The organism is Oceaniradius stylonematis (assembly GCF_965223445.1).
Taxonomy (GTDB): Bacteria; Pseudomonadota; Alphaproteobacteria; order Rhizobiales; family Rhizobiaceae; genus Roseitalea; species Roseitalea stylonematis.
Genome location: NZ_OZ244994.1, coordinates 64,627 through 86,805, shown reverse-complemented (window position 1 = coordinate 86,805; position 22,179 = coordinate 64,627). Strand labels below are relative to the sequence as shown.

At 64.7% G+C, this 22,179-nt stretch carries 21 protein-coding genes and 1 tRNA gene; 8 read left to right on the top strand and 14 right to left on the bottom strand.

The window, feature by feature from the left end; translation table 11 throughout:
* The first annotated feature begins 3 nt into the window (after positions 1–3).
* Complete coding sequence (radC, locus tag ACOQOU_RS00510) at positions 4–777, top strand: RadC family protein (protein WP_306025544.1); 774 nt, start codon at positions 4–6, stop codon at positions 775–777.
* A gap of 183 nt (positions 778–960) precedes the next feature.
* Here radC and ACOQOU_RS00505 read toward each other — a convergent pair whose 3' ends face one another.
* Positions 961–2,493, bottom strand: a complete 1,533-nt coding sequence (locus tag ACOQOU_RS00505) for an acyl-CoA carboxylase subunit beta (RefSeq protein WP_306025543.1) — start codon at positions 2,491–2,493, stop codon at positions 961–963.
* Between the two features lie 72 nt (positions 2,494–2,565).
* The gene (locus ACOQOU_RS00500; RefSeq protein ID WP_306025542.1) at positions 2,566–3,351 is read right to left on the bottom strand and encodes an ATP12 family chaperone protein; all 786 of its coding nucleotides are present in this window, start codon (positions 3,349–3,351) and stop codon (positions 2,566–2,568) included.
* Positions 3,352–3,490: 139 nt separating this feature from the next.
* Here ACOQOU_RS00500 and parE point away from each other — a divergent pair, with 139 nt between their 5' ends.
* A complete protein-coding gene (parE, locus tag ACOQOU_RS00495; RefSeq protein WP_120222624.1) occupies positions 3,491–5,539 on the top strand; it encodes a DNA topoisomerase IV subunit B in 2,049 nt (682 codons plus the stop codon).
* 42 nt (positions 5,540–5,581) lie between these two features.
* Here parE and ACOQOU_RS00490 read toward each other — a convergent pair whose 3' ends face one another.
* Entirely contained in the window at positions 5,582–6,217 is a 636-nt protein-coding gene (locus tag ACOQOU_RS00490; RefSeq protein ID WP_306025541.1) for a hypothetical protein, read from the bottom strand.
* Positions 6,218–6,305: 88 nt separating this feature from the next.
* Here ACOQOU_RS00490 and ACOQOU_RS00485 point away from each other — a divergent pair, with 88 nt between their 5' ends.
* A complete protein-coding gene (locus tag ACOQOU_RS00485) occupies positions 6,306–6,761 on the top strand; it encodes a MarR family winged helix-turn-helix transcriptional regulator (RefSeq protein ID WP_306025540.1) in 456 nt (151 codons plus the stop codon).
* Between the two features lie 5 nt (positions 6,762–6,766).
* Here ACOQOU_RS00485 and ACOQOU_RS00480 read toward each other — a convergent pair whose 3' ends face one another.
* The 3 genes from ACOQOU_RS00480 to ACOQOU_RS00470 form a co-directional block, all read right to left on the bottom strand.
* Positions 6,767–7,906, bottom strand: a complete 1,140-nt coding sequence (locus tag ACOQOU_RS00480) for a DUF2336 domain-containing protein (RefSeq protein WP_306025539.1) — start codon at positions 7,904–7,906, stop codon at positions 6,767–6,769.
* A gap of 100 nt (positions 7,907–8,006) precedes the next feature.
* Entirely contained in the window at positions 8,007–8,612 is a 606-nt protein-coding gene (locus ACOQOU_RS00475) for a flavin reductase family protein (protein ID WP_109767908.1), read from the bottom strand.
* Positions 8,613–8,614: 2 nt separating this feature from the next.
* The gene (locus ACOQOU_RS00470; protein ID WP_306025538.1) at positions 8,615–9,223 is read right to left on the bottom strand and encodes a nitroreductase family protein; all 609 of its coding nucleotides are present in this window, start codon (positions 9,221–9,223) and stop codon (positions 8,615–8,617) included.
* 79 nt (positions 9,224–9,302) lie between these two features.
* Here ACOQOU_RS00470 and ACOQOU_RS00465 point away from each other — a divergent pair, with 79 nt between their 5' ends.
* Positions 9,303–10,298, top strand: coding sequence for a hypothetical protein (locus ACOQOU_RS00465; protein ID WP_306025537.1), 996 nt, complete (start codon positions 9,303–9,305; stop codon positions 10,296–10,298).
* A 19-nt stretch (positions 10,299–10,317) separates the two neighbouring features.
* Here ACOQOU_RS00465 and ACOQOU_RS00460 read toward each other — a convergent pair whose 3' ends face one another.
* Positions 10,318–11,190 (bottom strand): lysophospholipid acyltransferase family protein, encoded by an 873-nt coding sequence (locus ACOQOU_RS00460; protein WP_109767909.1) that lies wholly within the window; start codon positions 11,188–11,190, stop codon positions 10,318–10,320.
* A 94-nt stretch (positions 11,191–11,284) separates the two neighbouring features.
* Positions 11,285–13,276 (bottom strand): threonine--tRNA ligase, encoded by a 1,992-nt coding sequence (gene thrS / locus ACOQOU_RS00455; RefSeq protein ID WP_306025536.1) that lies wholly within the window; start codon positions 13,274–13,276, stop codon positions 11,285–11,287.
* Between the two features lie 198 nt (positions 13,277–13,474).
* Between thrS and ACOQOU_RS00450 the strand changes: the two genes are divergently transcribed.
* From ACOQOU_RS00450 to ACOQOU_RS00440, 3 genes are all read left to right on the top strand, one after another.
* Positions 13,475–13,559 (top strand) — tRNA-Leu (locus tag ACOQOU_RS00450).
* Between the two features lie 59 nt (positions 13,560–13,618).
* Positions 13,619–14,395, top strand: coding sequence for an NAD kinase (locus ACOQOU_RS00445; protein WP_420578759.1), 777 nt, complete (start codon positions 13,619–13,621; stop codon positions 14,393–14,395).
* A 101-nt stretch (positions 14,396–14,496) separates the two neighbouring features.
* A complete protein-coding gene (locus ACOQOU_RS00440) occupies positions 14,497–14,967 on the top strand; it encodes a hypothetical protein (protein WP_196780241.1) in 471 nt (156 codons plus the stop codon).
* 95 nt (positions 14,968–15,062) lie between these two features.
* Here ACOQOU_RS00440 and ACOQOU_RS00435 read toward each other — a convergent pair whose 3' ends face one another.
* The gene (locus ACOQOU_RS00435; protein ID WP_245412744.1) at positions 15,063–15,509 is read right to left on the bottom strand and encodes a fasciclin domain-containing protein; all 447 of its coding nucleotides are present in this window, start codon (positions 15,507–15,509) and stop codon (positions 15,063–15,065) included.
* Positions 15,510–15,842: 333 nt separating this feature from the next.
* Between ACOQOU_RS00435 and ACOQOU_RS00430 the strand changes: the two genes are divergently transcribed.
* A complete protein-coding gene (locus ACOQOU_RS00430; protein ID WP_306025534.1) occupies positions 15,843–17,294 on the top strand; it encodes a DEAD/DEAH box helicase in 1,452 nt (483 codons plus the stop codon).
* 9 nt (positions 17,295–17,303) lie between these two features.
* Here ACOQOU_RS00430 and ACOQOU_RS00425 read toward each other — a convergent pair whose 3' ends face one another.
* The 5 genes from ACOQOU_RS00425 to ACOQOU_RS00405 all read right to left on the bottom strand — a co-directional run bounded on the left by ACOQOU_RS00425 (position 17,304) and on the right by ACOQOU_RS00405 (position 22,015).
* A complete protein-coding gene (locus tag ACOQOU_RS00425) occupies positions 17,304–17,657 on the bottom strand; it encodes an AzlD domain-containing protein (RefSeq protein WP_306025533.1) in 354 nt (117 codons plus the stop codon).
* Positions 17,654–18,412, bottom strand: coding sequence for an AzlC family ABC transporter permease (locus tag ACOQOU_RS00420; RefSeq protein ID WP_109767914.1), 759 nt, complete (start codon positions 18,410–18,412; stop codon positions 17,654–17,656). The genes ACOQOU_RS00425 and ACOQOU_RS00420 overlap by 4 nt, the downstream gene beginning before the upstream one ends.
* A 136-nt stretch (positions 18,413–18,548) precedes the next feature.
* Complete coding sequence (gene clpA / locus ACOQOU_RS00415; protein WP_109767915.1) at positions 18,549–21,050, bottom strand: ATP-dependent Clp protease ATP-binding subunit ClpA; 2,502 nt, start codon at positions 21,048–21,050, stop codon at positions 18,549–18,551.
* On the bottom strand, positions 21,050–21,397 hold the full coding sequence (gene clpS, locus ACOQOU_RS00410; RefSeq protein ID WP_306025668.1) for an ATP-dependent Clp protease adapter ClpS: 348 nt from the start codon (positions 21,395–21,397) through the stop codon (positions 21,050–21,052). Before clpS ends, clpA begins: the two co-directional genes overlap by 1 nt.
* Positions 21,398–21,682: 285 nt before the next feature.
* Positions 21,683–22,015: a phasin family protein gene (locus ACOQOU_RS00405; protein ID WP_109767916.1), complete on the bottom strand. Its 333-nt coding sequence runs from the start codon at positions 22,013–22,015 to the stop codon at positions 21,683–21,685.
* Positions 22,016–22,179 lie beyond the last annotated feature (164 nt).

The following is a 22,179-nucleotide window of genomic DNA, read 5'->3' as shown; positions in this document are numbered from 1 at the left end:
ACGATGACCGACGATGGCGACGAGCATGACGAGCGCGCCGCCTTTCTGCGGGAAATCCGCGACGACACGCCGTTCGCGGCGTCCGCGCCGCCCAAGTCTGCGCCGCCCTCGCCCCATGCCGGCCATCGCCAGCGGCTGCGGACGCGCTTTGCCAAGGCCGGCGCCGAAGCGCTGGCCGACTACGAACTGCTCGAACTGCTGCTCTACCGGTCGATCCCGCGCCGCGACACCAAACCCATTGCGAAAGCGCTGATCGCGCGGTTCGGCTCGTTCGGCGCGGTGCTCGGCGCCGATCCGGCCCGGCTGGCCGAGGTGCCCGGCATGGGCCGGTCGAGCGCGCTCGACCTGAAAATCGTCGCCGCATCGGCGCGGCTGATGGTGCGCCAGGGCATCGACAACCGCACGGTCCTCAACTCATGGCAGACGGTGATCGACTATTGCACGGCAGCCATGGCGCATGAGAGCCGCGAGCAGTTCCGCGTCCTTTATCTCGACAAGAAGAACGGCCTGATCGCCGACGAGGTGCAACAGACCGGCACGGTGGACCACACGCCGGTCTATCCGCGCGAGGTGCTGCGCCGCTCGGTCGAACTGCACGCCACGGCGATCATCCTGGTCCACAACCATCCCTCGGGCGATCCGACGCCCTCGCGCGCCGACATCCAGATGACCCGCAAGATCATCGATGCGCTGGAGCCGCTCGATATCACCGTCCACGATCATGTGATCATCGGCAAATCCGGCCATGCCAGCCTGAAGGGGCTGGGGCTGGTTTGAGCGGCGGGTGTGCGCCTCTCGCCTCCCCCTTGAGGGGAGGCACGCGAGACCGAGCGTGCGATGGTCGCGCGGGTGGGGGTAACAAATGACCGCGATGTCCGCACCGGCACCCCCACCCGGCTCTGCCTCATTTCACTCGGCACTCGCCGACCTCCCCTCAAGGGGGGGGGGTGACCGCGCACCTTACAAAGGAATGTTGTCGTGCTTCTTCCAGGGGTTTTCGAGATCCTTGTTCCGCAAGAGCCGCAGCGCGCGCGCGATGCGCTTGCGCGTGACGCGCGGCATGATCACCTCGTCGATGTAGCCGCGCTCGGCGGCGACGAACGGTGACAGGAACCGGTCCTCATAGGACTGTGTGTGGGCGGCGATCTTGTCGGGATCGCCCAGATCCTTGCGGTGGATGATCTCGACCGCGCCCTTGGCTCCCATCACCGCGATCTGCGCCGATGGCCAGGCATAGTTGATGTCGCCGCGCAGATGCTTGGACGCCATCACGTCATAGGCGCCGCCATAGGCCTTGCGGGTGATCAGCGTCACCTTGGGCACGGTCGCCTCGCCATAGGCGAACAGGAGTTTGGCGCCATGCTTGATCAGCCCGCCATATTCCTGCGCGGTGCCCGGCAGAAAGCCCGGCACGTCGACGAAGGTGACGATCGGGATCGAAAACGCATCGCAGAACCGGACGAAGCGCGCCGCCTTGCGGCTGGCGTCTGAATCGAGCACGCCCGCCAGCACCAGCGGCTGGTTGGCGACGAACCCCGTCGTGCGGCCCTCGATGCGGCCGAAACCGGTGACGATGTTCTTCGCAAAATCGGCCTGGATCTCGAAGAAATCGCCCTCGTCGACGGTCTTTTCGATCAGTTCCTTGATGTCATAGGGCTTGTTGGCATTGTCGGGCACCAGCATGTCGAGCGAGCGGTCCTCGTCGTCCACCGGCTGGTGGCTTTCCAGTTCCGGGATCGGCGCGGTGTTCGACGCCGGCAGGAAATCGATCAGACGGCGCATCTGCAACAGCGCGTCGACATCGTGATCGTAGGCGCCGTCGGCGATCGACGAGCGCGTTGTGTGCACCTTGGCCCCGCCCAGTTCCTCGGCGGTCACGGTCTCGTTGGTCACGGTCTTCACCACGTCGGGGCCGGTGACGAACATGTAGGAGCGGTCGCGCACCATGAATATGAAGTCGGTCATCGCCGGCGAATAGACGTCGCCTCCGGCGCACGGCCCCATGATCAGCGAAATCTGCGGAATGACGCCGGAAGCGAGCACGTTGCGCTGGAACACTTCGGCATAGCCGCCGAGCGCGGCCACTCCCTCCTGGATGCGCGCGCCGCCCGCATCGTAAAGCCCGATGATCGGCGCGCGGTTCTTCAGCGCCATGTCCTGGACTTTCATGATCTTCTGGGCATGGGTTTCCGACAGCGAACCGCCAAAGACGGTGAAATCCTTGGCGAAGACGAACACCGTCCTGCCGTTGACCGTGCCCCAGCCGGTGACGACGCCGTCGCCGGGAATCTTTGTCTCGGCCATACCGAAATCGGTGCAGCGGTGCTCGACGAACATGTCGAACTCCTCGAAGCTGCCCTCGTCGAGCAGGACCGTCAGCCGCTCGCGCGCGGTCAGCTTGCCCCGCCCGTGCTGTGCCTCGATCCGCTTCTCACCCCCGCCGAGCATCGCCACCGCACGGCGTTGCTCAAGCTCTTCGATCACGTTTTTCATGAACAGTCCCGCCCTGTCGTTTCGTGGCCATCGCTAGCAAGCCATCGCCCGGACGCAAAGGCGTCTTTCGGCCTATTCGCCCAGCGCCGCCGCCATCCGCGCGGCGGCGTTCATCTCCGTCCAGCGCCGGGCGCGGCGCGCCTTGGCTTCGGCGTCCTCGCCCCACTGGGAGATGTTGAAATCCTCGTCCACATGGGCGGCCGTCCAGGCTTCCTCTGCGCTCCAGGCGCCGCGCAGCGTACCCAGCGCCAGGATCGCCGAGCCGGTCAGCGTCGTCATCGAATGAAGCGCGGCGAGCGCAACCGGATCGGCGATCTGGCGCAAATGCACGCCCATCGCCGCCAGCGTCTCGCGCGGCTGGGCGACATGCATGACGCCTTCGGCCAGTGCGAAACGCGATCCGGCCATCTCTTCGGCCCATGCCAGAGGGCCGTCCCATTTCTCCCGCTGCGCCGCCACCAGCGTTTCCGGCTCTCCGGCGCGGTAGCACAGAAGATCGGTGCCGAAGAACCGCACCACATCCTCGAGTACCGCCTGCGGGTCGGTCGCAACGCCATCGATCGCCGTGTTGACCAGCCGGAAGCAGGGCATCGATGCCGGATCGATCGTCTCGCCCTGCGCGGCGAATTCGTCGGCGACCATCTGCGCGGCCGCCTCGGTCGCCAGCACGAACGGCGCACGGCCGGGCGTTTTCGCGGTGCGGCCGTCGAGCTGTACGGCATGGCCGTCGCCCTCCGGCGCGACGCCCGCCGTCTTGTAGAAGCGCCTCGGCAGCGGCGTGCGCATCGCCTCCTGCGCCGCCTTGACCGGGTCGGCCCGGCCATGCCCGGTTTCGGGGTCGGAAAGTTGATCGCGCACGGCTGTCGCTCCCTCGTTTCAGCGGCCCCAGATAGCCTTTCCGACCGGCCATGCACAAGCGCACCGCGCATTTCGCGCCGCCGGGCGGGCTGTGCCATAGTGCGGCCTGATTCGGGGCCCTCATCGAGCAGTCATGACCATGGACGACACAGGCGATCTTTTCGGCGCATCCCAACCGGCACCGGCGCGCCCGGCGGCGACGCCGCCAGCCGCCGCAAAGGCCGGCAGGTCCGCGCCGGCACCGGCGGCTGGCACCGACTATGACGCCTCCTCGATCGAGGTGCTCGAAGGGCTCGAGCCGGTCCGCCGGCGTCCGGGCATGTATATTGGCGGCACCGACACCAAGGCGCTGCATCATCTGTTCGCCGAAGTGATCGACAATTCGATGGACGAGGCGGTCGCCGGCCATGCCACCTTCATCGAGGTGTCGCTGGCCGCGGACGGCTCGCTGACCGTCAGCGACAATGGCCGTGGCATCCCGGTCGACCCGCACCCCAAATTCAAGGACAAGTCGGCGCTCGAAGTGATCATGACGACGCTGCATGCGGGCGGCAAGTTCGACGGCAAGGCCTATGAGACCTCGGGCGGCCTGCACGGCGTCGGGGTCTCGGTGGTCAACGCCCTGTCGGACAGCCTCGAAGTGGAGGTCGCGCGCAACCGGCAGCTCTACCGGCAGCGTTTTTCGCGCGGCAAGCCGATGGGCGGGCTCGAAAATCTCGGCGAGGTGCACAACCGCCGAGGCACGCGCGTGAAATTTCATCCCGACGCGGAAATCTTCGGCGAGAGCGCGAAGTTCGATCCGGCGCGGCTCGCCAAGATGGCGCGGTCGAAGGCCTATCTGTTCGGCGGCGTGGAAATCCGTTGGGAATGCGCCGAGGAACTGGTCGCGCCCAAGGATCGCGACAAGACCCCGCTCAAGGCGACGTTCCATTTTCCGGGCGGCCTCAAGGACTATCTGGAGGCATCCCTGCCCGGCGATCACCGGATCAGCGAAACGGTCTTCGCCGGCAAGACCGAAAAGAGCGGCGGGCACGGCGCGGTCGAATGGGCGATCACCTGGCACACCGGCGACGGCTTCGTGAACTCCTACTGCAACACCATCCCGACGCCCGAGGGCGGCACGCACGAGGCGGGCCTGCGCCTTGCCATGACGCGCGGCCTGAAAGCCTATGGCGAGATGACCGGCAACAAGCGCGCCTCGGTGATCACGACCGACGATGTGATGATCTCGGCGGCGGCGATGCTGTCGGTGTTCGTGCGCGAACCCGAGTTCGTCGGCCAGACCAAGGACCGGCTGGCGACCATCGAAGCGCAGAAGATCGTCGAGACGGCCCTGCGCGATCCGTTCGACCACTGGCTGACGGCGTCGCCGCAACAGGCCAACCGGCTTCTGGAATGGGTGGTCGAGCGCGCCGACGAGCGCCTGCGGCGGCGCAAGGAAAAGGAAATCAATCGCAAGAGCGCGGTGCGCAAATTGCGCCTGCCCGGCAAGCTGGCCGACTGCTCGCAAAATTCGGCGGCGGGCGCGGAACTGTTCATCGTCGAGGGCGATTCGGCGGGCGGGTCGGCCAAGCAGGCACGCCACCGCGCCACCCAGGCCATCCTGCCGCTGCGCGGCAAGATCCTCAACGTCGCCTCGGCGGGCCGCGACAAGATGACCGCCAACCAGCAGATCGCCGACATCATCCAGGCGCTGGGCTGCGGCACACGCTCGAAGTATCGCGACGACGATCTGCGTTACGAGCGCGTGATCATCATGACCGATGCCGATGTCGACGGCGCGCACATCGCCTCGCTTCTGATCACCTTCTTCTATTCGGAGATGCCCGAGCTGATCCGCAACGGCCATTTGTTCCTGGCCGTCCCGCCGCTTTACAAGCTCACCCAGGGCGGACGGACGCTCTATGCCCGCGACGACGCCCACCGGGCCGAACTCATGGCGCGAGAGTTCAACGGCAAGGGCAAGGTCGAGGTCTCGCGCTTCAAGGGCCTCGGCGAAATGCTGCCCAAGCAGCTCAAGGAAACAACGATGGACCCGGCGCAGCGCAGCCTGTTGCGGGTGGAGATCGATGAACTGGACCCCGGCTCGACACGCAAGACGGTCGACGAACTGATGGGCACCAAGCCCGAGGCGCGTTTCCGTTTCATTCAGGAAAACGCCGAGTTCGCCAAGGATCTCGATATCTGAGGTGAAGAGCGGTCGCAGGGCTGCGACCGCTCGCTTTCCAACTTACTGTGTGGCCAGCGTGCCGGGGCCAAAGACCGCACCCGCCTGCTCGCGAACCACGTCGAGCGCGTCGTTCATCAAGGGCTGCATGTCGTTGCGCACGAAACGCTGCACAAACGGTTGCATCAGTGCCAGTCGCGGGCGCAACGAGTATGTCCAGGTCAGTTCCGAGCGTCCGTCTTCCAGCGCGGTCCATTCCTGCTGGGCGACGGCGTAGGCAATGTTGCGACCGGCAGGTGCGGTAAAATTCCAGACCTGGTAGCGAAACAGGTCGGGAAAATCGTTCTCCAGCACCTTCTCCAGGACGAAGTTGCCGTCCGACATCTCGAGCCGACGCACCGAACCCGTTTCCGGCCATGTGCCGTGGAGAGTGACGCTGGCAACCGGTTTCTTGATGTTGTCGGTCTCTTCCATCGCAGCGACGATGCGACCGCCTTCGTCGATCCACTGGCGCAGCGGCACGAGCGGAGCCTCAAAGACCCGTACCGTTTGGTAGGTCGCATAAGGCCCACCGGTTATTTCCGGTGTTTCGCCGGAGTATCCGGGCGGCTCCGCCGCGTCGGCCGACGCGGGCAAGAGTGTTATCGTTGAAAAACCGGCCACAATGGCGGCTGCGAGCGTGACAAGAAGCGGATTCACGGCTATCTCCCATCTGTTTCCATGTACGAATTCCGTATACGATTTTCGCATACGAATTTCGTATAGACAAGAGAATTGTGGAGTCATCATGGCAACGGACGATGCCGAACGCCTGCTGAAGTGCATCGGGACCCTGCTGGAGGTTTTTCTGGTCAATGAGGACCGTTTTCCGACGGCCGGCGGCAAGGCCCGCTACAACCCGATCGATTTTGCAACGCTGCGCTACGTGCAGACCTATCCCGGATGCAGGGGCGCGGACATTGCGCGCCATCTGAAGGTGGCGGCAACCACGCAGCAGTCAGTGCTGGACCGGCTTATTCGGCGCGGATTGGTCGTTCGCGGGGACCACCCCGATGGCGGCGGTGCCAAGGCCCACCATCTCACCGAAGAGGGCCAGGCAATGCGCGATGCCATCCACGCCCAGGATATTGCCAACATGAATGCCATGCTCGCCATCATCGGTCCCGACGACCGGCAAACCGTCCTCAATGCAATCGACAAGATCGCCGATGTGCTGGGCAAGGAGAGTTCCGAAACGGGATGAGTGAGTCAGGCTGCGGCCAGATCGCGGGCGTGGGCGCGGGCATTGTCGCGCATCGCATCGAGATGGATCGCGCGCAAAATGCCGACGATGTCGTCGTTGGCCGCGCTGCGGCGTGCGGCAGCTTCGGCTTCCACGCGCTCGATGATGCGGCGCGTCACTTCCTGAACGCCGGCGGAGACGCGGCCGGTGGCGACATCGCGCCAAAGCCCGACGGCATGGACGAATACGGGCTGGACCGTGTCGGCCAGCCCGGCATTGGTCAGCAGCGCCCGCAACTGGTTGGTCCGCTCGTTGACGAGGATCGAGGTCACTCGCTGCAACGGCACACCGGCAAGACCGGACAGGACGGACGCCAGGAAATCGATCTGGCCGCGGCATGCCGCGCGCACCAGAAGCACCGTCGTCAGGTCGCCCTGATCGCGCATCGTATCGACCAGCGCGTCGCACGCCCTTTTGTCGAGCGTCGCCAACAATGCGCCGAATGCCTTTTGTTCGCTGTCATGGACGAGATGGTCGGCCGTGTCCGGGCCCGCCACGCCGCGAAGGAACGGACTGTCGGCCAGGGCCCGTCCGGCGGCCTTCATCAGCCTGTAGCGCAGGTCCGCCTCGATATCGGGATGGTCGAGCAGCGCGCCGCGCACGCCGGCATCCGATCCGTGCCTTTCCACGATCAGCGCCCTGCCCTGGCGGCAAAGCCGCGCATTGGGATTGGAAACCAGGACGATGGCGCTCGCCGCAGATCCGTGGCGCGCCAGCGCCATGGCCAGCGGCTGGGAGACTTCGGCGCGGCCGGCAATCACGCATTGCAGCGCGCCGGACGACGTCCGGGCCCGTTCGATCAGGTCGCCGTCGCGAATGACGGGCGAACGGGCAATGACGATCGAAGCGATGTCGATCTGGTCGTGGACGAGCGCGGTGACGATCTGCTCCGGCGCATGAATGCTGGCGGCCAGCGCTTCGGCCAGCGCGAGCCGCACCTTGGGAGACGGATCGTCCAGAAGCAGGGTCAGCGCCGCTTCTGCCGCCACACGGTCGTCCAGATCGAGATCGGACTGCAGATAGGCCCGCGCGAGCGCGGAGGCTGCGGCGGTGCGCCGCGCCACATTGGCCGAATCCTTCCATTTGAGGAAATGCTGGACAATCAATGCCTTGGCCCCCGGAACGCTCTGACGGTCAACGCTAGGGCCAAAAGGTTTATGTTTGGTTCACCATGTTTCTTCCGGTGCCGTTAACCGCGATGCCGCGTCAGCCGTCCGGGCGATCGAGCGCAAACACCGGCCCGAGCCGGCCGAAATCGCGATAACCCATGCGCATCACCGGGTCGGCCTTCGCCGTGTCGAACCGGCCGTCTTCGAGAAAGGCGGCGGCGATGTGCACGCCGACCACCTCGCCGAACACCGTCCAGACATCGAGCGTGGTCCCGTTTCTGTCGTGCTGCTGCATGATCTGCGTGACAACGCATTCGAGCGCCGCCGGCGCGGCGGCAACGCGCGGCGCCGCAACGATGCGGCACGGCGCCGTGGCCAGCCCGGCCAGATCGAACTCGGAGGTGCCGCGCGGTACGCTTGCCGAGGTCCGGTTCATCCGATCGGCAAGATCGGCGCTGGCGAAATTACAGACGAACTCGCCGCTTTCCCGTGCAAGAGACACCGAGTCCTTTTCGCCATCCGACGAAAACATCACGATCGGCGGACGGCCTGCCACGGCGTTGAAGAAGGAATAGGGTGCCAGATTGACCGTGCCATCGGACCCGCGCGTCGATATCCAGCCGACCGGACGCGGCGCGACGATCGCCTTGAACGGATCGTGCGGCAGGCCGTGTCCCTCTTCGGGGCGGTAGAAATGGGTCATGGTCAGGCTCTCGCCGGGCCGCCATAGGTGCTGATCAACGCGTCCGTGTCCGGCCGCGGACGGTCGGGCACCATGGTGTCGTAATCGCCGATATGGACGATGCCGGCCATGCGCTCGTGCGGTGAAAGGCCGAGAACCGCCCGCGCCTCGGCATCGTCCGAATACCACCCCGTGACCCAGTTGACCGCATATCCGTGGGCGGTGGCGGCGGTGACCAGATTCATTGCAGCCGCACCGGCGGACAGGAACTGTTCCCAGACCGGGATGCGTTCGTGCTCGGCCGCGGTGGAGACAACGCCCACGGCAACCGGCGCGCGGCTGAGCCGCTTGCGTTCCCGGTCCAGCTCGTCCTCGCGCATGTGCGGATTGCGCCGGAGGGCGAGTTCTGCCAGCGCCTCGCCGATCCGCGCGCCGTGCTCGGGCCGGTAGATGATGAAACGCCAGGGCTCCAGCCGGCCGTGGTCGGGCACGCGGGTGGCGATGCTGATCAGCCGCCGCAGCGTCGGCTCATCGGGCCCCGGCCCGCGAAACTGCGACAGCGGCACGGATTTGCGGTGCTCGAGGAAGGACAGAACGCTTTCGTGGCGCTCCCCGGGTGTCATGGTCGGCATGTCGTTTCCCTTGATCGGACGGTCGCGATATGGATCATCCGCCTTGAAATTGCCACCGCTTTGCGGTCAGAACGCAGCCATGAACGCGTCTGTCTCGACCTTCCGGCCCGGCCGTCCGGCGATTGCCCTTCTGAGCGCAGCGATTGCCATGCTTGCCCTGTTGGCGATCCCATCTGGCGCAAACGCCCAGGATACCGGTCTGGACCCGCCGGCGCTGGCGCCCGAAGACACCCTCCCCGACCTCGATCTGCCCGGCCTGACCAGCTACGCACCGGCCAATCGCGTCGCGCCGCTGACCGGCGTGACGACGGGCGAGTTGTTCCTCGAAGCGCGCTTGACCGAAGACGGAGCGCCGGTTGCCAACGGCCTTTTGTGGCGGATTTTCGGCACGCAGACCGACCCCGACGGCAAGCTGCCGCTGATCGCCACGGCCAGTGGCGGCGGCGCCCAGTTCGCGCTGGAGCCGGGCAGCTATCTCGTCCATGCCGCCTTCGGCCGCGCCAGTGCCAGCGCCCGCATCTCGATCGGCGAGGAGGCCCGCCGCCAGACCATGGTGCTCAACGCGGGCGGGCTGAAACTCGATGCAACCCTGCCCGACGGCAGCGCGGTCCGCGAAGCCAAGCTGGCCTTCGACATCTACGACATGGGCGCCGATGGAGAGCGCGACCTGATCCTCCCCGAAGTGCCGCCGGGCAAGACGGTGCGGCTTCCGGCGGGCACCTATCATGTGGTTTCGCGCTATGGCGACATCAACGCGACCATTCGCGCCGATCTGCGGGTCGAGCCGGGCAAGCTGACCGAAGCTGCGATCGAACACCGCGCCGCACAGGTCACGCTCAACCTCGTGCGGTCCGAGAACGGGTTCCCGTTGGCCGACACCGCGTGGTCGGTGATCGGCGTCTCCGGCGAGGTGCTCGCCGAGCATGTCGGCGCCTATCCGACGCTGATCCTGGCGGCTGGTGAATACACCGCCATCGCGAACCATCGCGACGCGATCTACCAGCACACATTCGATGTGGTCGCCGGGCGTGACGTGACCGTGCGCGTCATGGCCAGTGAGGAAAACGCGCAGTAGGCCGGCGTCCGGCTCCGCCTCAGCCGCAGGGACCGGCTTTCACCTCTTCGGTGCGGGCACCGCCCTGGCCGCGCGGATCGAGGTCGAAGACGCTGTCATGCAGATGCTGCAACAGCACCTTGCGGTCCTTGATCTTTTCGAGATCGTCCCACGGCATCACCTCGCCGATCCACGCCTTGATCTGCTTGCCGTAGAGCCGCTGGAATTCGCGGATCAGAAGCGAGGTGCGCAGCGTCAGGGAAAACTGGCTGACCAGATGGAAGACGCGGCCGTTCTGCCCCTCGAAATAGACCGGAATGACCGACGCCCGTGCCGTCTGCACCAGCCGCGCCACGAACATCTTCCAGGGCAGGTCCTGTGCCCGGCCCAGCCCCTTGGGCGCGGTGGCGACGCCGCCGGACGGGAAGATGATGATGGTCACACCTTCCTTGAGAAGCTGGACCGCCTCCTGCCGGGTCTTGAGGTTGAGCGCCAGCGCTTCCTTGGTCTCCTCGAACGAGACCGGCAGCGAATAGGGCCGCATCTCCGGCACCTTCATGAGATCGTTGTTGATGATCACCCGGAACGGGCGACCCAGCCGTTCGGCCAGTGACAGGAACGCGATCCCGTCTCCGATGCCGTAGGGATGGTTGGCGATCAGCACGAGCGGCGTGTCGGGAAGGTTCGTCGGAGGCCACTCGCCGCCCGCGTCGAGCCTGACCTCGATCAGGTTGAGCATTTCGGTGAAGACGTCGTCGCGCTTGCCGAAAATTTCGCTGCGCCAGAACTCGTAGAGATCGGCCAGCCGCTCGCGGCCCGACATGTTTTCGACCGTGCGGATCAGCCAGCGCTTGACCGGCGGATCGGTGGGCCGCGCATAGGACAGTTCGGCAAATCTGACGCTGCGTGGCATGTTCGGTGACGGCCCGGCCCCTGGTCGTGGTGCGCGAATGTATCAAGTTCGCTCGATCCTGTCCCGCGTTTCCGGGACAGGATCGATGCGACGTTTACGCGGCGGCGCGCCCATCGGATTGCCGCGCCCGCTTGATGTCGGGCGGCGTCGCCTCGTCGGCCAGTGCCGCGACCACCTCGTCAAAGCCCAGCATGGTCTGGTCGCGCGAGCCCAGCCGGCGCATCGACACGGTGCGTTCGTCCGCTTCGCGGCGCCCACAGACCAGGATCACCGGCACCTTCTGGACCGAATGTTCGCGCACCTTGTAGTTGATCTTCTCGTTGCGCAGATCGGTCTGGACATGCAGGTCGGCGCGCGTCAGCGCCGCCGCCAGCTCCTCCGCATAAGGGTCGGCTTCGGAGGTGATGGTCGCCACGACGACCTGTACCGGCGCCAGCCACAGCGGCAGGTGTCCGGCATGGTTCTCGAGCACGATGCCGAGGAACCGTTCCATCGAGCCGCAGATTGCGCGGTGCACCATCACGGGCTGCTTCTTCTCGGAGTCCGAGTCGATGTAGAAAGCGCCGAACCGTTCCGGCAGGTTGAAGTCGACCTGGGTCGTTCCGACCTGCCAGTCGCGGCCGATCGCATCCTTGAGCGTATATTCGAACTTGGGTCCGTAAAACGTCCCCTCGCCCTCATTGATGCCCGCCGTGATGCGGCTATCCTCGCGCACCATGCGTTCGAGCGACGCTTTCAAGATGCCCTCGGCATGGTCCCAGGCCGCATCGGTCCCGACACGCTTTTCAGGACGCGTCGCCAGCTTCACCTCGACTTTCTCGAAGCCGAAATCGGCATAGACCGACATCATCAGTTCATTGATCTTCAGGATCTCGGCCTCGAGCTGATCCTCGGTGCAGAAGATATGCGCATCGTCCTGGGTGAAGGCGCGCACCCGCATCAGCCCGTGCAGCGCGCCGGACGGCTCGTACCGGTGCACCACGCCGAATTCGGCCAGGCGGATCGGCAGGTCGCGGTAACTCTTGAGCCCGTGCTTGAAGATCTGCACATGGCCCGGGCAGTTCATCGGCTTGAGCGCAAAGGTGCGCTGGTCCTCGACATCGGGATCGGCAGAGCGCACGCCGAACATGTTCTCCTTGTACCAGCCCCAATGGCCGGACGTTTCCCAAAGGTCGGAGACCAGCACCTGCGGCGCGTTGACCTCGTCATAGGCACCCGCAAGACGCCGCCGCATATAGGCGATCACCGTCTGGTAGATGCGCCAGCCCTTGGCATGCCAGAAGACCGTGCCCGGCCCCTCTTCCTGGAAGTGGAACAGGTCCATCTCGCGGCCGAGACGCCGGTGGTCGCGCTTTTCGGCCTCCTCGATCATGTGCAGATAGGCGTCGAGCTCTTCCTGCGTCGACCAGGCCGTGCCGTAGATGCGCGACAGCATCTCGTTGTCGGAATCGCCGCGCCAATAGGCGCCGGCCACCTTGGTCAGCTTGAAGGCATTGCCGATCTGGCCCGTCGAAGCCATGTGCGGCCCGCGGCACAGGTCGAACCATTGCCCTTGCGCGTAGATCTTGACGTCCTCGCCCTCGGGGATCGCGTCGACCAGCTCCACCTTGTACCGTTCGCCCATCTCGGCGAACACCTTCTTTGCCTTGTCGCGCGGCCAGACCGCCTTTTCGAACCTTTCGTTGCGCTTGATGATCTCGCGCATCTTCTTTTCGATGACCGGCAGGTCGTCGGGCGTAAACGGCTCGTTCTTGGCGAAATCGTAGTAAAAGCCGTTCTCGATCACCGGGCCGATGGTCACTTGCGTGCCGGGCCAGAGTTCCTGCACGGCTTCGGCCATCACATGGGCCGCATCGTGCCGGATCAGTTCGAGCGCACGCGGGTCGTCGCGGGTCACGATTTCGATCGTGCCGTCCTCGACGGGATCGGCCAGGTCGCGCAGTTCGCCGTCGAGCGCGATGGCGACCGCCTTCTTGGCAAGCGATTTGGAGATGGATTCGGCGACAGCGCGGCCGGTCGTGCCGGCGTCGTACGCGCGTTCGGAGCCATCGGGGAATACAAGTGAAACACTGCCGGAAGCGGCCATGGTGTGATCTCCTTTCCAGTCCCGCCAACACATGCGGGTGGTTCTGTTGCACGGCGCAGATAAGCGATCGCGCCGGGCGGGTAAAGGGCCCGCGCAGGCGGCCCGGGGGAAGGGAAAATCGCCGGCCACGCCCTTGTGCAATGGAATCGGGTTTGCTATCGGCTGCGAGCCCGCTCACGCGGGCAATTCTGGCGGTGTGCGGCCGTGGCGGAATTGGTAGACGCGCAGCGTTGAGGTCGCTGTGGGGCAACCCGTGGAAGTTCGAGTCTTCTCGGCCGCACCAGCCACGCGCCCCACAAGTCCTCTGGCAAAATGCTGGACGAACGGGTGGAGCGCGGGACGATGGACCAGACGGTGACCGGTGGCCTTGCCTTCCTGTCTTCCGGCACGCCCGAGGCCGATGAGTCGGCCCGCCACCTTGCCGCACTTTACGGACAATCGGCGACCGCCGATGCCAGCACGATCGTCGCGCTGGGCGGCGACGGCTTCATGCTGCAGACCATCCACCGTTTCATGAATTCGGGCAAACCGATCTACGGCATGAACCGGGGCTCGGTCGGCTTTCTGATGAACGAATATGGAGAAGACAGTCTGCGCGAGCGGATCGCCGCCGCCGAGCGCGAGACCATCCGGCCCTTGCGGATGACCGCCATCGGCGAGGACGGCACCGCGCACCGCGCGCTGGCGATCAACGAGGTTTCGCTGTTCCGCCAATCCTACCAGGCCGCCAAGCTGAGGATCACGGTCGACGGCAAGGTGCGCATGGAGGAACTGGTCTGCGACGGCGTCATGGTGGCAACGCCTGCGGGCTCGACCGCCTACAATCTGTCGGCCCAGGGGCCGATCGTGCCGATCGACGCGCCGCTTCTGGCGCTGACCCCGGTGAGCGCGTTCCGGCCAAGGCGTTGGCGCGGCGCGCTGCTGCCCAACCGGGTGACGGTCGACATCCAGGTGCTGGAAGCGTCCAAGCGCCCCGTCAACGCCGTTGCCGATCACACCGAGGTCAAGTCGGTGCAAAGGGTGACCGTGCGCGAGGCCCGTGACGCGACGGCGACGATCCTGTTCGACGCGAACCACTCCTGGGACGAGCGTATCCTGGCCGAGCAGTTTCGCTACTGAAGCGGCCTGCCGCTCCCTGCCCGCCGCCGCGCCTCCGCTTCGGAAAATTGACATCACGCAGTGCGACAAATAGTCTCAATCGGCTTTCAGGGAGGCTTACCATGATGCGATTGATCCTCGCGGGACTGATGGCGAGTTTGGCCACAGCCGCGTTTGCTTGTCCGGATTATACGATCTGGGGCGACAAATACACATTCTCGGGCGACGAACTGTATTCGCCGAAATCGCTTTCGGTGGTCGCTGGCGGTCAGAACAGCCTGACCAAATGCGGCATCAGGGCGCAGAACTATCGCGGCGCACTGCCGGGCTACACCACCAGCAGCCCAGACTTTTCGATCACCGTCCAGGGCATCAGCGGCTACTCGATCGAGTTTCGCGTGCGCAGCGAGTGCGACTCGGTGCTTCTGGTGAACACGGCCGCGCGCAACTGGTATTTCGACGATGACGATCTGGGCGCCGGCGACGCCAAGATCCGGCTGACGCGGCCGGCCGGCGACGGGATCTTCGACGTCTGGGTGGGCACCTATGACGGCAGTTCGTGCGATGCGCGGCTGATCATCGAGACGTTCTGAGCGCGTCGCGGACCGCTCAAACATGAAAAACGCCGGACGGTTGCCCGTCCGGCGTGATGAAAGCGGGCGGCCAAAACCGCCCGTGTCTTGAAGGCTTACATGATGCCTTCGGGCACGATCACCTTGTCGATCACATGGATGACGCCGTTCGACGTTTCGATGTCGGCGGTCACGACGTTGGCATCGTTGACCATGGCGCCATTGTCGAGATCGATCGTGATGTTCTGGCCCTGGACGGTGGCGACCGAAGCATCATCGACCAGGTCGGTCGACATCACCTTGCCGGCTACCACGTGATAGGTCAGGACTGCGGTCAGCGCGTCCTTGTTCTCGGGCTTGAGCAGTTCTTCAACGGTGGCTCCGATCGCCGCAAAGGCTTCATCGGTCGGCGCGAAAACCGTAAACGGTCCTTCGCCCTTCAGCGTTTCGACGAGTCCGGCGGCCTGAACCGCGGCGACCAGGGTCTCGAAGTCGTCGTTTGCTGCGGCGGTGTCGACGATATCCTTGGCGCCCATGCCGCCGGCCAGCGCGGCGCCGGTCATGATGCCCGTGGCAGCGATGGCAGCGATGGCGGTCTTGATGATGGTCATCGAATAGTCTCCCGTATTGAGGTGTGACGAGATGCGCGGTCATTGCGCGCCTCACACCCTTCTACGCACAGCCAGGCCGACGGTTCTTCCAGACGGGGGTGAAGACAACGATGCGGCTTTGAACCCGGCGGGCCTTTAAAGTCACAATTGCCGTCATAAGCAGCCCAAATGCCTTTGATTCCGGGGGTTCTGGTTGACATTGGGCCGGCTTTTGCCTATCGCCGGCGCAGGAGCGCGGCCCGAGAGGGGCTTGGCGCACATCCCAAACCCAAACGGATATTACTTTTGGTCGCATTTGCCGAACTTCCCTTGTCACCCAAGGTGATCAAGGCCGTCGAGGACGCCGGTTACACAGAGCCCACGCCGATCCAGGAACAGGCGATCCCCCATGTGGTCGCAGGCAAGGATGTCCTCGGCATCGCCCAGACCGGAACCGGCAAGACCGCCTCTTTCGTGCTTCCGATGATCACGCGCCTGGAACGCGGGCGCGCGCGGGCACGCATGCCGCGCACGCTGATCCTGGAGCCGACGCGCGAACTGGCCGCGCAGGTGGACGAGAACTTCCAGAAATACGGCATCCACCACAAGCTGTCGGTGGCCCTTCTGATCGGTGGCGTCTCGTTCGACGATCAGAACCGCAAGCTGGAGCGCGGCGTCGACGTCCTGATCGCAACGCCGGGCCGGCTGCTCGATCACACCGAACGCGGCAAGCTGTTGCTCAACGGCGTCGAAATTCTGGTGATCGACGAGGCCGACCGGATGCTCGACATGGGGTTCATTCCCGATATCGAGCGGATTGCCGGCCTTATTCCCTTCACCCGCCAGACGCTGTTCTTCTCGGCGACCATGCCGCCGGAGATCGCCAGCCTGGCCGACAAGTTCCTGTCCGCGCCGGTGCGCATCGAGGTGGCCAAGGCCTCGTCGACCGCATTGACCGTCGAACAAAAACTCCTGAAGACGGGCTCCAAGGACTTCGAGAAGCGCGCCGCGTTGCGGGATCTTCTGCGCTCCCAGGACGACATCAAGAACGGCATCATCTTCTGCAACCGCAAGCGCGATGTGGCGACGCTGTTCCGTTCGCTCGACAAGCACGGCTTTTCGGTCGGCGCGCTGCATGGCGACATGGACCAGCATTCGCGCACGCAGATGCTCGACGGGTTCCGCAACAACAAGATCCAGCTTCTGGTTGCGTCCGACGTGGCCGCGCGCGGGCTCGACATTCCCGATGTGAGCCATGTGTTCAATTTCGACGTGCCGATCCACGCCGAGGACTATGTCCACCGGATCGGCCGGACGGGCCGCGCAGGGCGCGCCGGCAAGGCGTTCACGCTGGTCGACCGGTCGACGATGAAATATCTCGAATCGGTGGAAAAGCTGATCGACAAGTCGCTCGATTATGTCGACGGTATCGCCGCGCCCGCCGAAACCGACGGCGAGGAGGAGGACACCCGGCCGGCGCGCGGGCGCGGACGGGACCGCAAGCCGCGCCGCGACAAGATCAAGGACGACAATCGCCAGCGCGCCAAGGCCGCCGATGAAGCGGTCGAAGACACGGCGCCGGCCAAAACCGACAATGAGGCGCGGCCGGCTGCGGCTGCCAATGACGATGATGCCGGCAAGGGCGACAAGCGCGGCCGGTCGCGGTCGCGCAAGCCCGAGCGCGACAAGTCCGAGCGCGGCGATGCGCCGGTCGGCTTCGGCGACGACATTCCTGCCTTCATGATGATCGGCCGCTAAAGCGTTCGGTCAAAGGCCGAGCGCCATCCCCACGCCCAGAACGCCCAGCGCGCCGAACACACCCACGGCGACGCGCTGACCGAAACCCAGGAAGGCGGCAAAGCCGGCCCCGCCGGCTGCAAGCCGCAGACCAAGCGACGTCTGCTCGGCCAGCGCGCCGCTCGGAAAGACGATCAGCTGGGCGATGACCGCGGCGACGAGCGCGGTGGCCACGGCGCGAACGAAGACCAGCACTTCCGACGTTTCGCGGATCCGGTTGCCGAGCAGCACGCCCATAACACGCCACAGGTCGGTTGCGATCCATCCGGCGATCAGGATGAAGGCGATCTGCCACCACAGCGCATCGATCGATTGGTAGGTCATGTCCGGTTGGCCCACCAGCGCGCAAAGCGCCCTGCCCCGTATGCCGCAACGCCAGCCACCGCGCCGGTCGCCAAGAGGCTGACGCCCGGCACGAGCAGGTAGAAGACCGGCCCCAGCAGCAGGCCGAAAACCATGGCCAACTGGCCGGACGGCTCGCGCGCGGACCCCCACAGCGAGCACAGGAAATAGACCGGCGTGAGGAAGAACAGCGCGCCGAGCAGCTCCGCCGGCAAGCTGGGCGCGAGCCCGTAGACCACGCCGACCAAAGCGGTGTTGCCGAGCGTCAGCGTGCAGCCGAGGCCTGCAAAGAACGTCGTCCGCCACTCGCGCGGAACCTCCCGGAACCGATCCATCGCGATGACCCAGGCTGTGATCGCTACGAAATGCGACAGGAAGACCAGCACCCAGGTGCGCGTGCCCTTCGTGCGCATTTCGGGAACGATCGAGACGACCATCGGCATCAGCCGCGCCGACGACAGGGTCACGGCGATGAAGGCGGCGGCCAGCGACGCGCCGGACTGGATGGCGGCGGCCAGGACGAATTTGGCCGGCAGCGCCCAGATCATCAGCGTCATCAAAACGACCTGCCCGGCGGGAAGGCCGGCCTCGCGTGCAAAACCGGCAAAGCCGACAAATGCCGTCATCAGCATCAGGGCAGGCAGCGAAAAGACCTCGCGCAGGCCGCGTCCGTACCAGTACCAAAATCCGCCGCTGGCAATCGGCTCATCGTGTTTCGGCACGGCACTTTCGGTCATTGGATCGCGCTAGCACGGATGGACGCGCGCGACGAGATGCCAAGACGAACGAACGGTTCGCAGCGCCGAGCGATCTGGTCGGCCCAAAGAAAAACCCGCCCGAAGGCGGGTTTTCCCTAACCGGTATTGCTGGTGGCTATTTGCGCGGCACGCGGGGCACCGCCGAGCGGGAGGCCTTGGCTTCGCCGGAATCGCCGCCCTTGCCGGGCGCCGCAGCGGAGCTGCCGCCATCGCCCTTGGTCGACGGCTTGCTGGCGGCGGGCTTGGCCTTGGTCGTCGCGGTCTTGGCCTTGGCGCGCGGTTTGCGCTTGGCCGGCGTTTCCCGCTTGGGCTTGACCGGCACCTCATCGGCGACGGCCTCGAGCTGGAGCTTCTCCTCGCCCAGTTCGTCCTTGGCGACGGTGACCTTGACGGTGCCGCCGGTCTTGAGCTTGCCGAACAGCACCTCGTCCGCGAGCGGCTTCTTGATCTGCTCCTGGATGACGCGCCCGAGCGGTCGCGCGCCCATGCGCTCGTCATAGCCCTTGTCGGCCAGCCAGGCGACGGCAGCCTTGTCGAGATCGAAGGTGACGCCGCGCTCGGACAGCTGCGCCTCGAGCTGCATGACGAACTTCTGCACCACCTTGTGGATGACCGGCACCGGCAGCGGACCGAACGGGATGATCGCGTCGAGCCGGTTGCGGAACTCGGGCGTAAACAGGCGGTTGATCGCCTCCATGTCGTCGCCTTCGCGCCGCGACGAACCGAAACCGATCGCGTTCTTGGTCATTTCGGCGGCGCCCGCATTGGTCGTCATGATCAGGATGACGTTGCGGAAGTCGATCTGCTTGCCGTTGTGGTCGGTCAGCTTGCCGTGGTCCATCACCTGCAACAGGATGTTGAACAGGTCCGGATGGGCCTTTTCGATCTCGTCGAGCAGCAGCACGCAATGCGGATGCTGGTCGACGCCGTCGGTCAGCAGGCCGCCCTGGTCGAAGCCGACATAGCCGGGCGGGGCGCCGATCAGGCGAGAGACGGTGTGCCGCTCCATATACTCGCTCATGTCGAAGCGCAGCAGTTCGACGCCCATCGAGCTTGCGAGTTGCTTGGCGACTTCGGTCTTGCCGACGCCGGTGGGGCCGGAGAACAGATAGGCGCCGATCGGCTTTTCGGGCTCGCGCAGGCCGGCGCGGGCCAGCTTGATCGAGGACGCCAGCGCCTCGATCGCCAGATCCTGACCGTAGACGACGCGCTTGAGTTCCTTTTCGAGGTTCGCAAGCACCTTCTCGTCATCCTTGGAGACCGACTTGGGCGGAATGCGCGCCATCGTTGCGATCGTCTCCTCGATGTCGTGGACATTGATCGTCTTCTTGCGCTTCTTGGCGGGCACCAGCATCTGCCGCGCGCCGGTCTCGTCGACCACGTCGATCGCCTTGTCCGGCAGCTTGCGGTCATTGATGTAGCGCGCCGACAGTTCGACCGCCGACTTGATGGCATCGTCGGAGTATTTGACCTTGTGGAAGTCCTCGAAATAGGGCTTGAGCCCCTTCATGATCTCGACCGCGTCGTCGAGCGTCGGCTCGACCACGTCGATCTTCTGGAACCGGCGCACCAGCGCGCGGTCCTTCTCGAAGAACTGGCGGAACTCCTTGTAGGTCGTCGAGCCGATGCAGCGGATCGCACCGTTCGACAGGGCCGGCTTGAGCAGGTTGGACGCATCCATCGCCCCGCCGGACGTCGCGCCGGCGCCGATCACGGTGTGGATCTCGTCGATGAACAGGACGGCGCCGTCAAATTCTTCCAGTTCCTTGACGACCTGCTTGAGCCGTTCCTCGAAATCGCCTCTGTAGCGCGTGCCGGCGATCAGCGCGCCCATGTCGAGCGAGAAGATGGTGGCGTCGGCCAGCACTTCGGGCACATCGCCCTCGACGATCCGCTTGGCGAGCCCTTCGGCGATCGCCGTCTTGCCGACGCCCGGATCGCCGACATAGAGCGGGTTGTTCTTGGAGCGGCGGCACAGCACCTGGATCGTCCGGTTGATCTCGTCGGTGCGGCCGATCAGCGGATCGATCTTGCCGCCCCTGGCCTTGGCGTTCAGGTCGATGCAATAGGCGCCGAGCGCGCTTTCCTGCTTCTTTGCGCCCTCTTCGCCCTCGTTCGCCTGGTTGGGTTCGTTCTCGTCGTCGGCGCCGTTCGGTGTGCGGGCGACCGAGGCGCCGGGGCGCTTGGCGATGCCGTGGGCGATGTAGTTGACCGCGTCATAACGGGTCATGTTCTGCTCTTGCAGGAAATAGGCGGCGTGGCTCTCGCGCTCGGCGAAGATCGCCACCAGCACATTGGCGCCGGTGACCTCCTCGCGGCCCGAGGACTGCACATGGATCACCGCGCGCTGGATGACGCGCTGGAAGCCGGCGGTCGGCTTTGCGTCCTCATCATAGCCGGTGACCAGATTGGACAAATCGTTGTCGACATAATCCGACAGCGTCTTGCGCAACGCATCCATGTCGACATTGCACGCATCGAGCACGGCGCGTGCATCCTTGTCGTCGATCAGCGCGAGCAGCAGATGCTCAAGGGTTGCATATTCATGTTCGCGTTCATTGGCGAAGGTCAGTGCCTGGTGCAATGCGCGTTCGAGTGTCTGGGTAAAGGCCGGCATTATTTCTTCTCCATCACGCATTGCAGGGGATGCTGGTTCTGGCGGGCGAAATCCATCACCTGGGTCACCTTGGTCTCGGCAACCTCATAGGTGTAGACGCCACATTCGCCGACGCCGTGATTGTGCACATGCAGCATGATGCGCGTGGCCTGATCACGGTCTTTCTGGAAAAAGCGCTCGAGCACATGGACGACGAATTCCATTGGCGTGTAGTCGTCGTTGAGCAGGAGCACCCGGTAGAGGCTTGGTTTCTTGGTCTTTGGTTCGGTTCGGGTGATGACCGAGGTGCCGCGGCCGGTGCCGCCTTCGCGGTCATCGTCGCCGTCCGCGGCCCTGATCGGCGACATGTTCGTGCGGGCGGGCACGCGGTGTGGTTTGCTGGTATCCGGCAAGCTGTCCATGATCTCCGGTTTCGATTGGTCGTCTGGATTAACCGGTGGGTCCGATTCCCGCATTATCTAGGTCGTATTCAGCGCATTTTAAGTCCCTGCCATCGAGGCGCAAGACACAGATCGGTGTCAATGGGCGGCCGATTTCGCTTGCCGCGTCCGGCAACGAAAAAGACCCGCGTGCCGGAGCGCGCGGGCCTGATGGCGGCGCAGCGTTGAAACGCGCGCCCGATTCGACACAGCTTACTTGGTGGCTGCGGGAACCATGCCTTCGAAGGGCTTGTAGGCTTCTTTGGCCAGATCGGTGTAGAGTTCACCCATCTTGGTGGCCTGAGCGACCAGACCTTCATAAGCCGACTTGGCGTATTCGGTCTGAACTTCCATTGCCTTTTCCAGCGACTTGGAAGCGGCCAGCTTTTCAAAAGCGGCGGCACCGGCTTCGTAGGAAGCCTTCGAATAGTCGGTGGCTTCGGTGGCGATGGCCTGCATGCCCTTGGTCACGGCCGCATAGCTCTTCAGCGAGCTGTCCATCATTTCCTTGTTGGATTTGCTCATATCTTCAAATGCTTTCATCATGGTGTCACCTGTCGGTTTGCATTTATCTCGGGTCGGCATCGTGACGCGATGACGTCCTCGCACCCTGTATAGTGTGCAGTGCACAAAAATGCAAGAATTTTTTTGCATTGCACAAAAAAACTTTGACACAAATCGAACAGGTCCGGTCAAGGAACCGGTTACCA

Excerpts from the sequence above, each read along its gene's own strand:
- radC (WP_306025544.1), top strand. The coding sequence starts at position 4 with ATGACCGACGATGGCGACGAGCATGACGAGCGCGCCGCCTTTCTGCGG.
- ACOQOU_RS00505 (WP_306025543.1), bottom strand. The coding sequence starts at position 2,493 with ATGAAAAACGTGATCGAAGAGCTTGAGCAACGCCGTGCGGTGGCGATG.
- parE (WP_120222624.1), top strand. The coding sequence starts at position 3,491 with ATGGACGACACAGGCGATCTTTTCGGCGCATCCCAACCGGCACCGGCG.
- ACOQOU_RS00485 (WP_306025540.1), top strand. The coding sequence starts at position 6,306 with ATGGCAACGGACGATGCCGAACGCCTGCTGAAGTGCATCGGGACCCTG.
- ACOQOU_RS00475 (WP_109767908.1), bottom strand. The coding sequence starts at position 8,612 with ATGACCCATTTCTACCGCCCCGAAGAGGGACACGGCCTGCCGCACGAT.
- ACOQOU_RS00470 (WP_306025538.1), bottom strand. The coding sequence starts at position 9,223 with ATGCCGACCATGACACCCGGGGAGCGCCACGAAAGCGTTCTGTCCTTC.
- ACOQOU_RS00465 (WP_306025537.1), top strand. The coding sequence starts at position 9,303 with ATGAACGCGTCTGTCTCGACCTTCCGGCCCGGCCGTCCGGCGATTGCC.
- ACOQOU_RS00460 (WP_109767909.1), bottom strand. The coding sequence starts at position 11,190 with ATGCCACGCAGCGTCAGATTTGCCGAACTGTCCTATGCGCGGCCCACC.
- thrS (WP_306025536.1), bottom strand. The coding sequence starts at position 13,276 with ATGGCCGCTTCCGGCAGTGTTTCACTTGTATTCCCCGATGGCTCCGAA.
- ACOQOU_RS00445 (WP_420578759.1), top strand. The coding sequence starts at position 13,619 with ATGGACCAGACGGTGACCGGTGGCCTTGCCTTCCTGTCTTCCGGCACG.
- ACOQOU_RS00440 (WP_196780241.1), top strand. The coding sequence starts at position 14,497 with ATGATGCGATTGATCCTCGCGGGACTGATGGCGAGTTTGGCCACAGCC.
- ACOQOU_RS00435 (WP_245412744.1), bottom strand. The coding sequence starts at position 15,509 with ATGACCGGCGCCGCGCTGGCCGGCGGCATGGGCGCCAAGGATATCGTC.
- ACOQOU_RS00425 (WP_306025533.1), bottom strand. The coding sequence starts at position 17,657 with ATGACCTACCAATCGATCGATGCGCTGTGGTGGCAGATCGCCTTCATC.
- ACOQOU_RS00420 (WP_109767914.1), bottom strand. The coding sequence starts at position 18,412 with ATGACCGAAAGTGCCGTGCCGAAACACGATGAGCCGATTGCCAGCGGC.
- clpA (WP_109767915.1), bottom strand. The coding sequence starts at position 21,050 with ATGCCGGCCTTTACCCAGACACTCGAACGCGCATTGCACCAGGCACTG.
- clpS (WP_306025668.1), bottom strand. The coding sequence starts at position 21,397 with ATGTCGCCGATCAGGGCCGCGGACGGCGACGATGACCGCGAAGGCGGC.
- ACOQOU_RS00405 (WP_109767916.1), bottom strand. The coding sequence starts at position 22,015 with ATGATGAAAGCATTTGAAGATATGAGCAAATCCAACAAGGAAATGATG.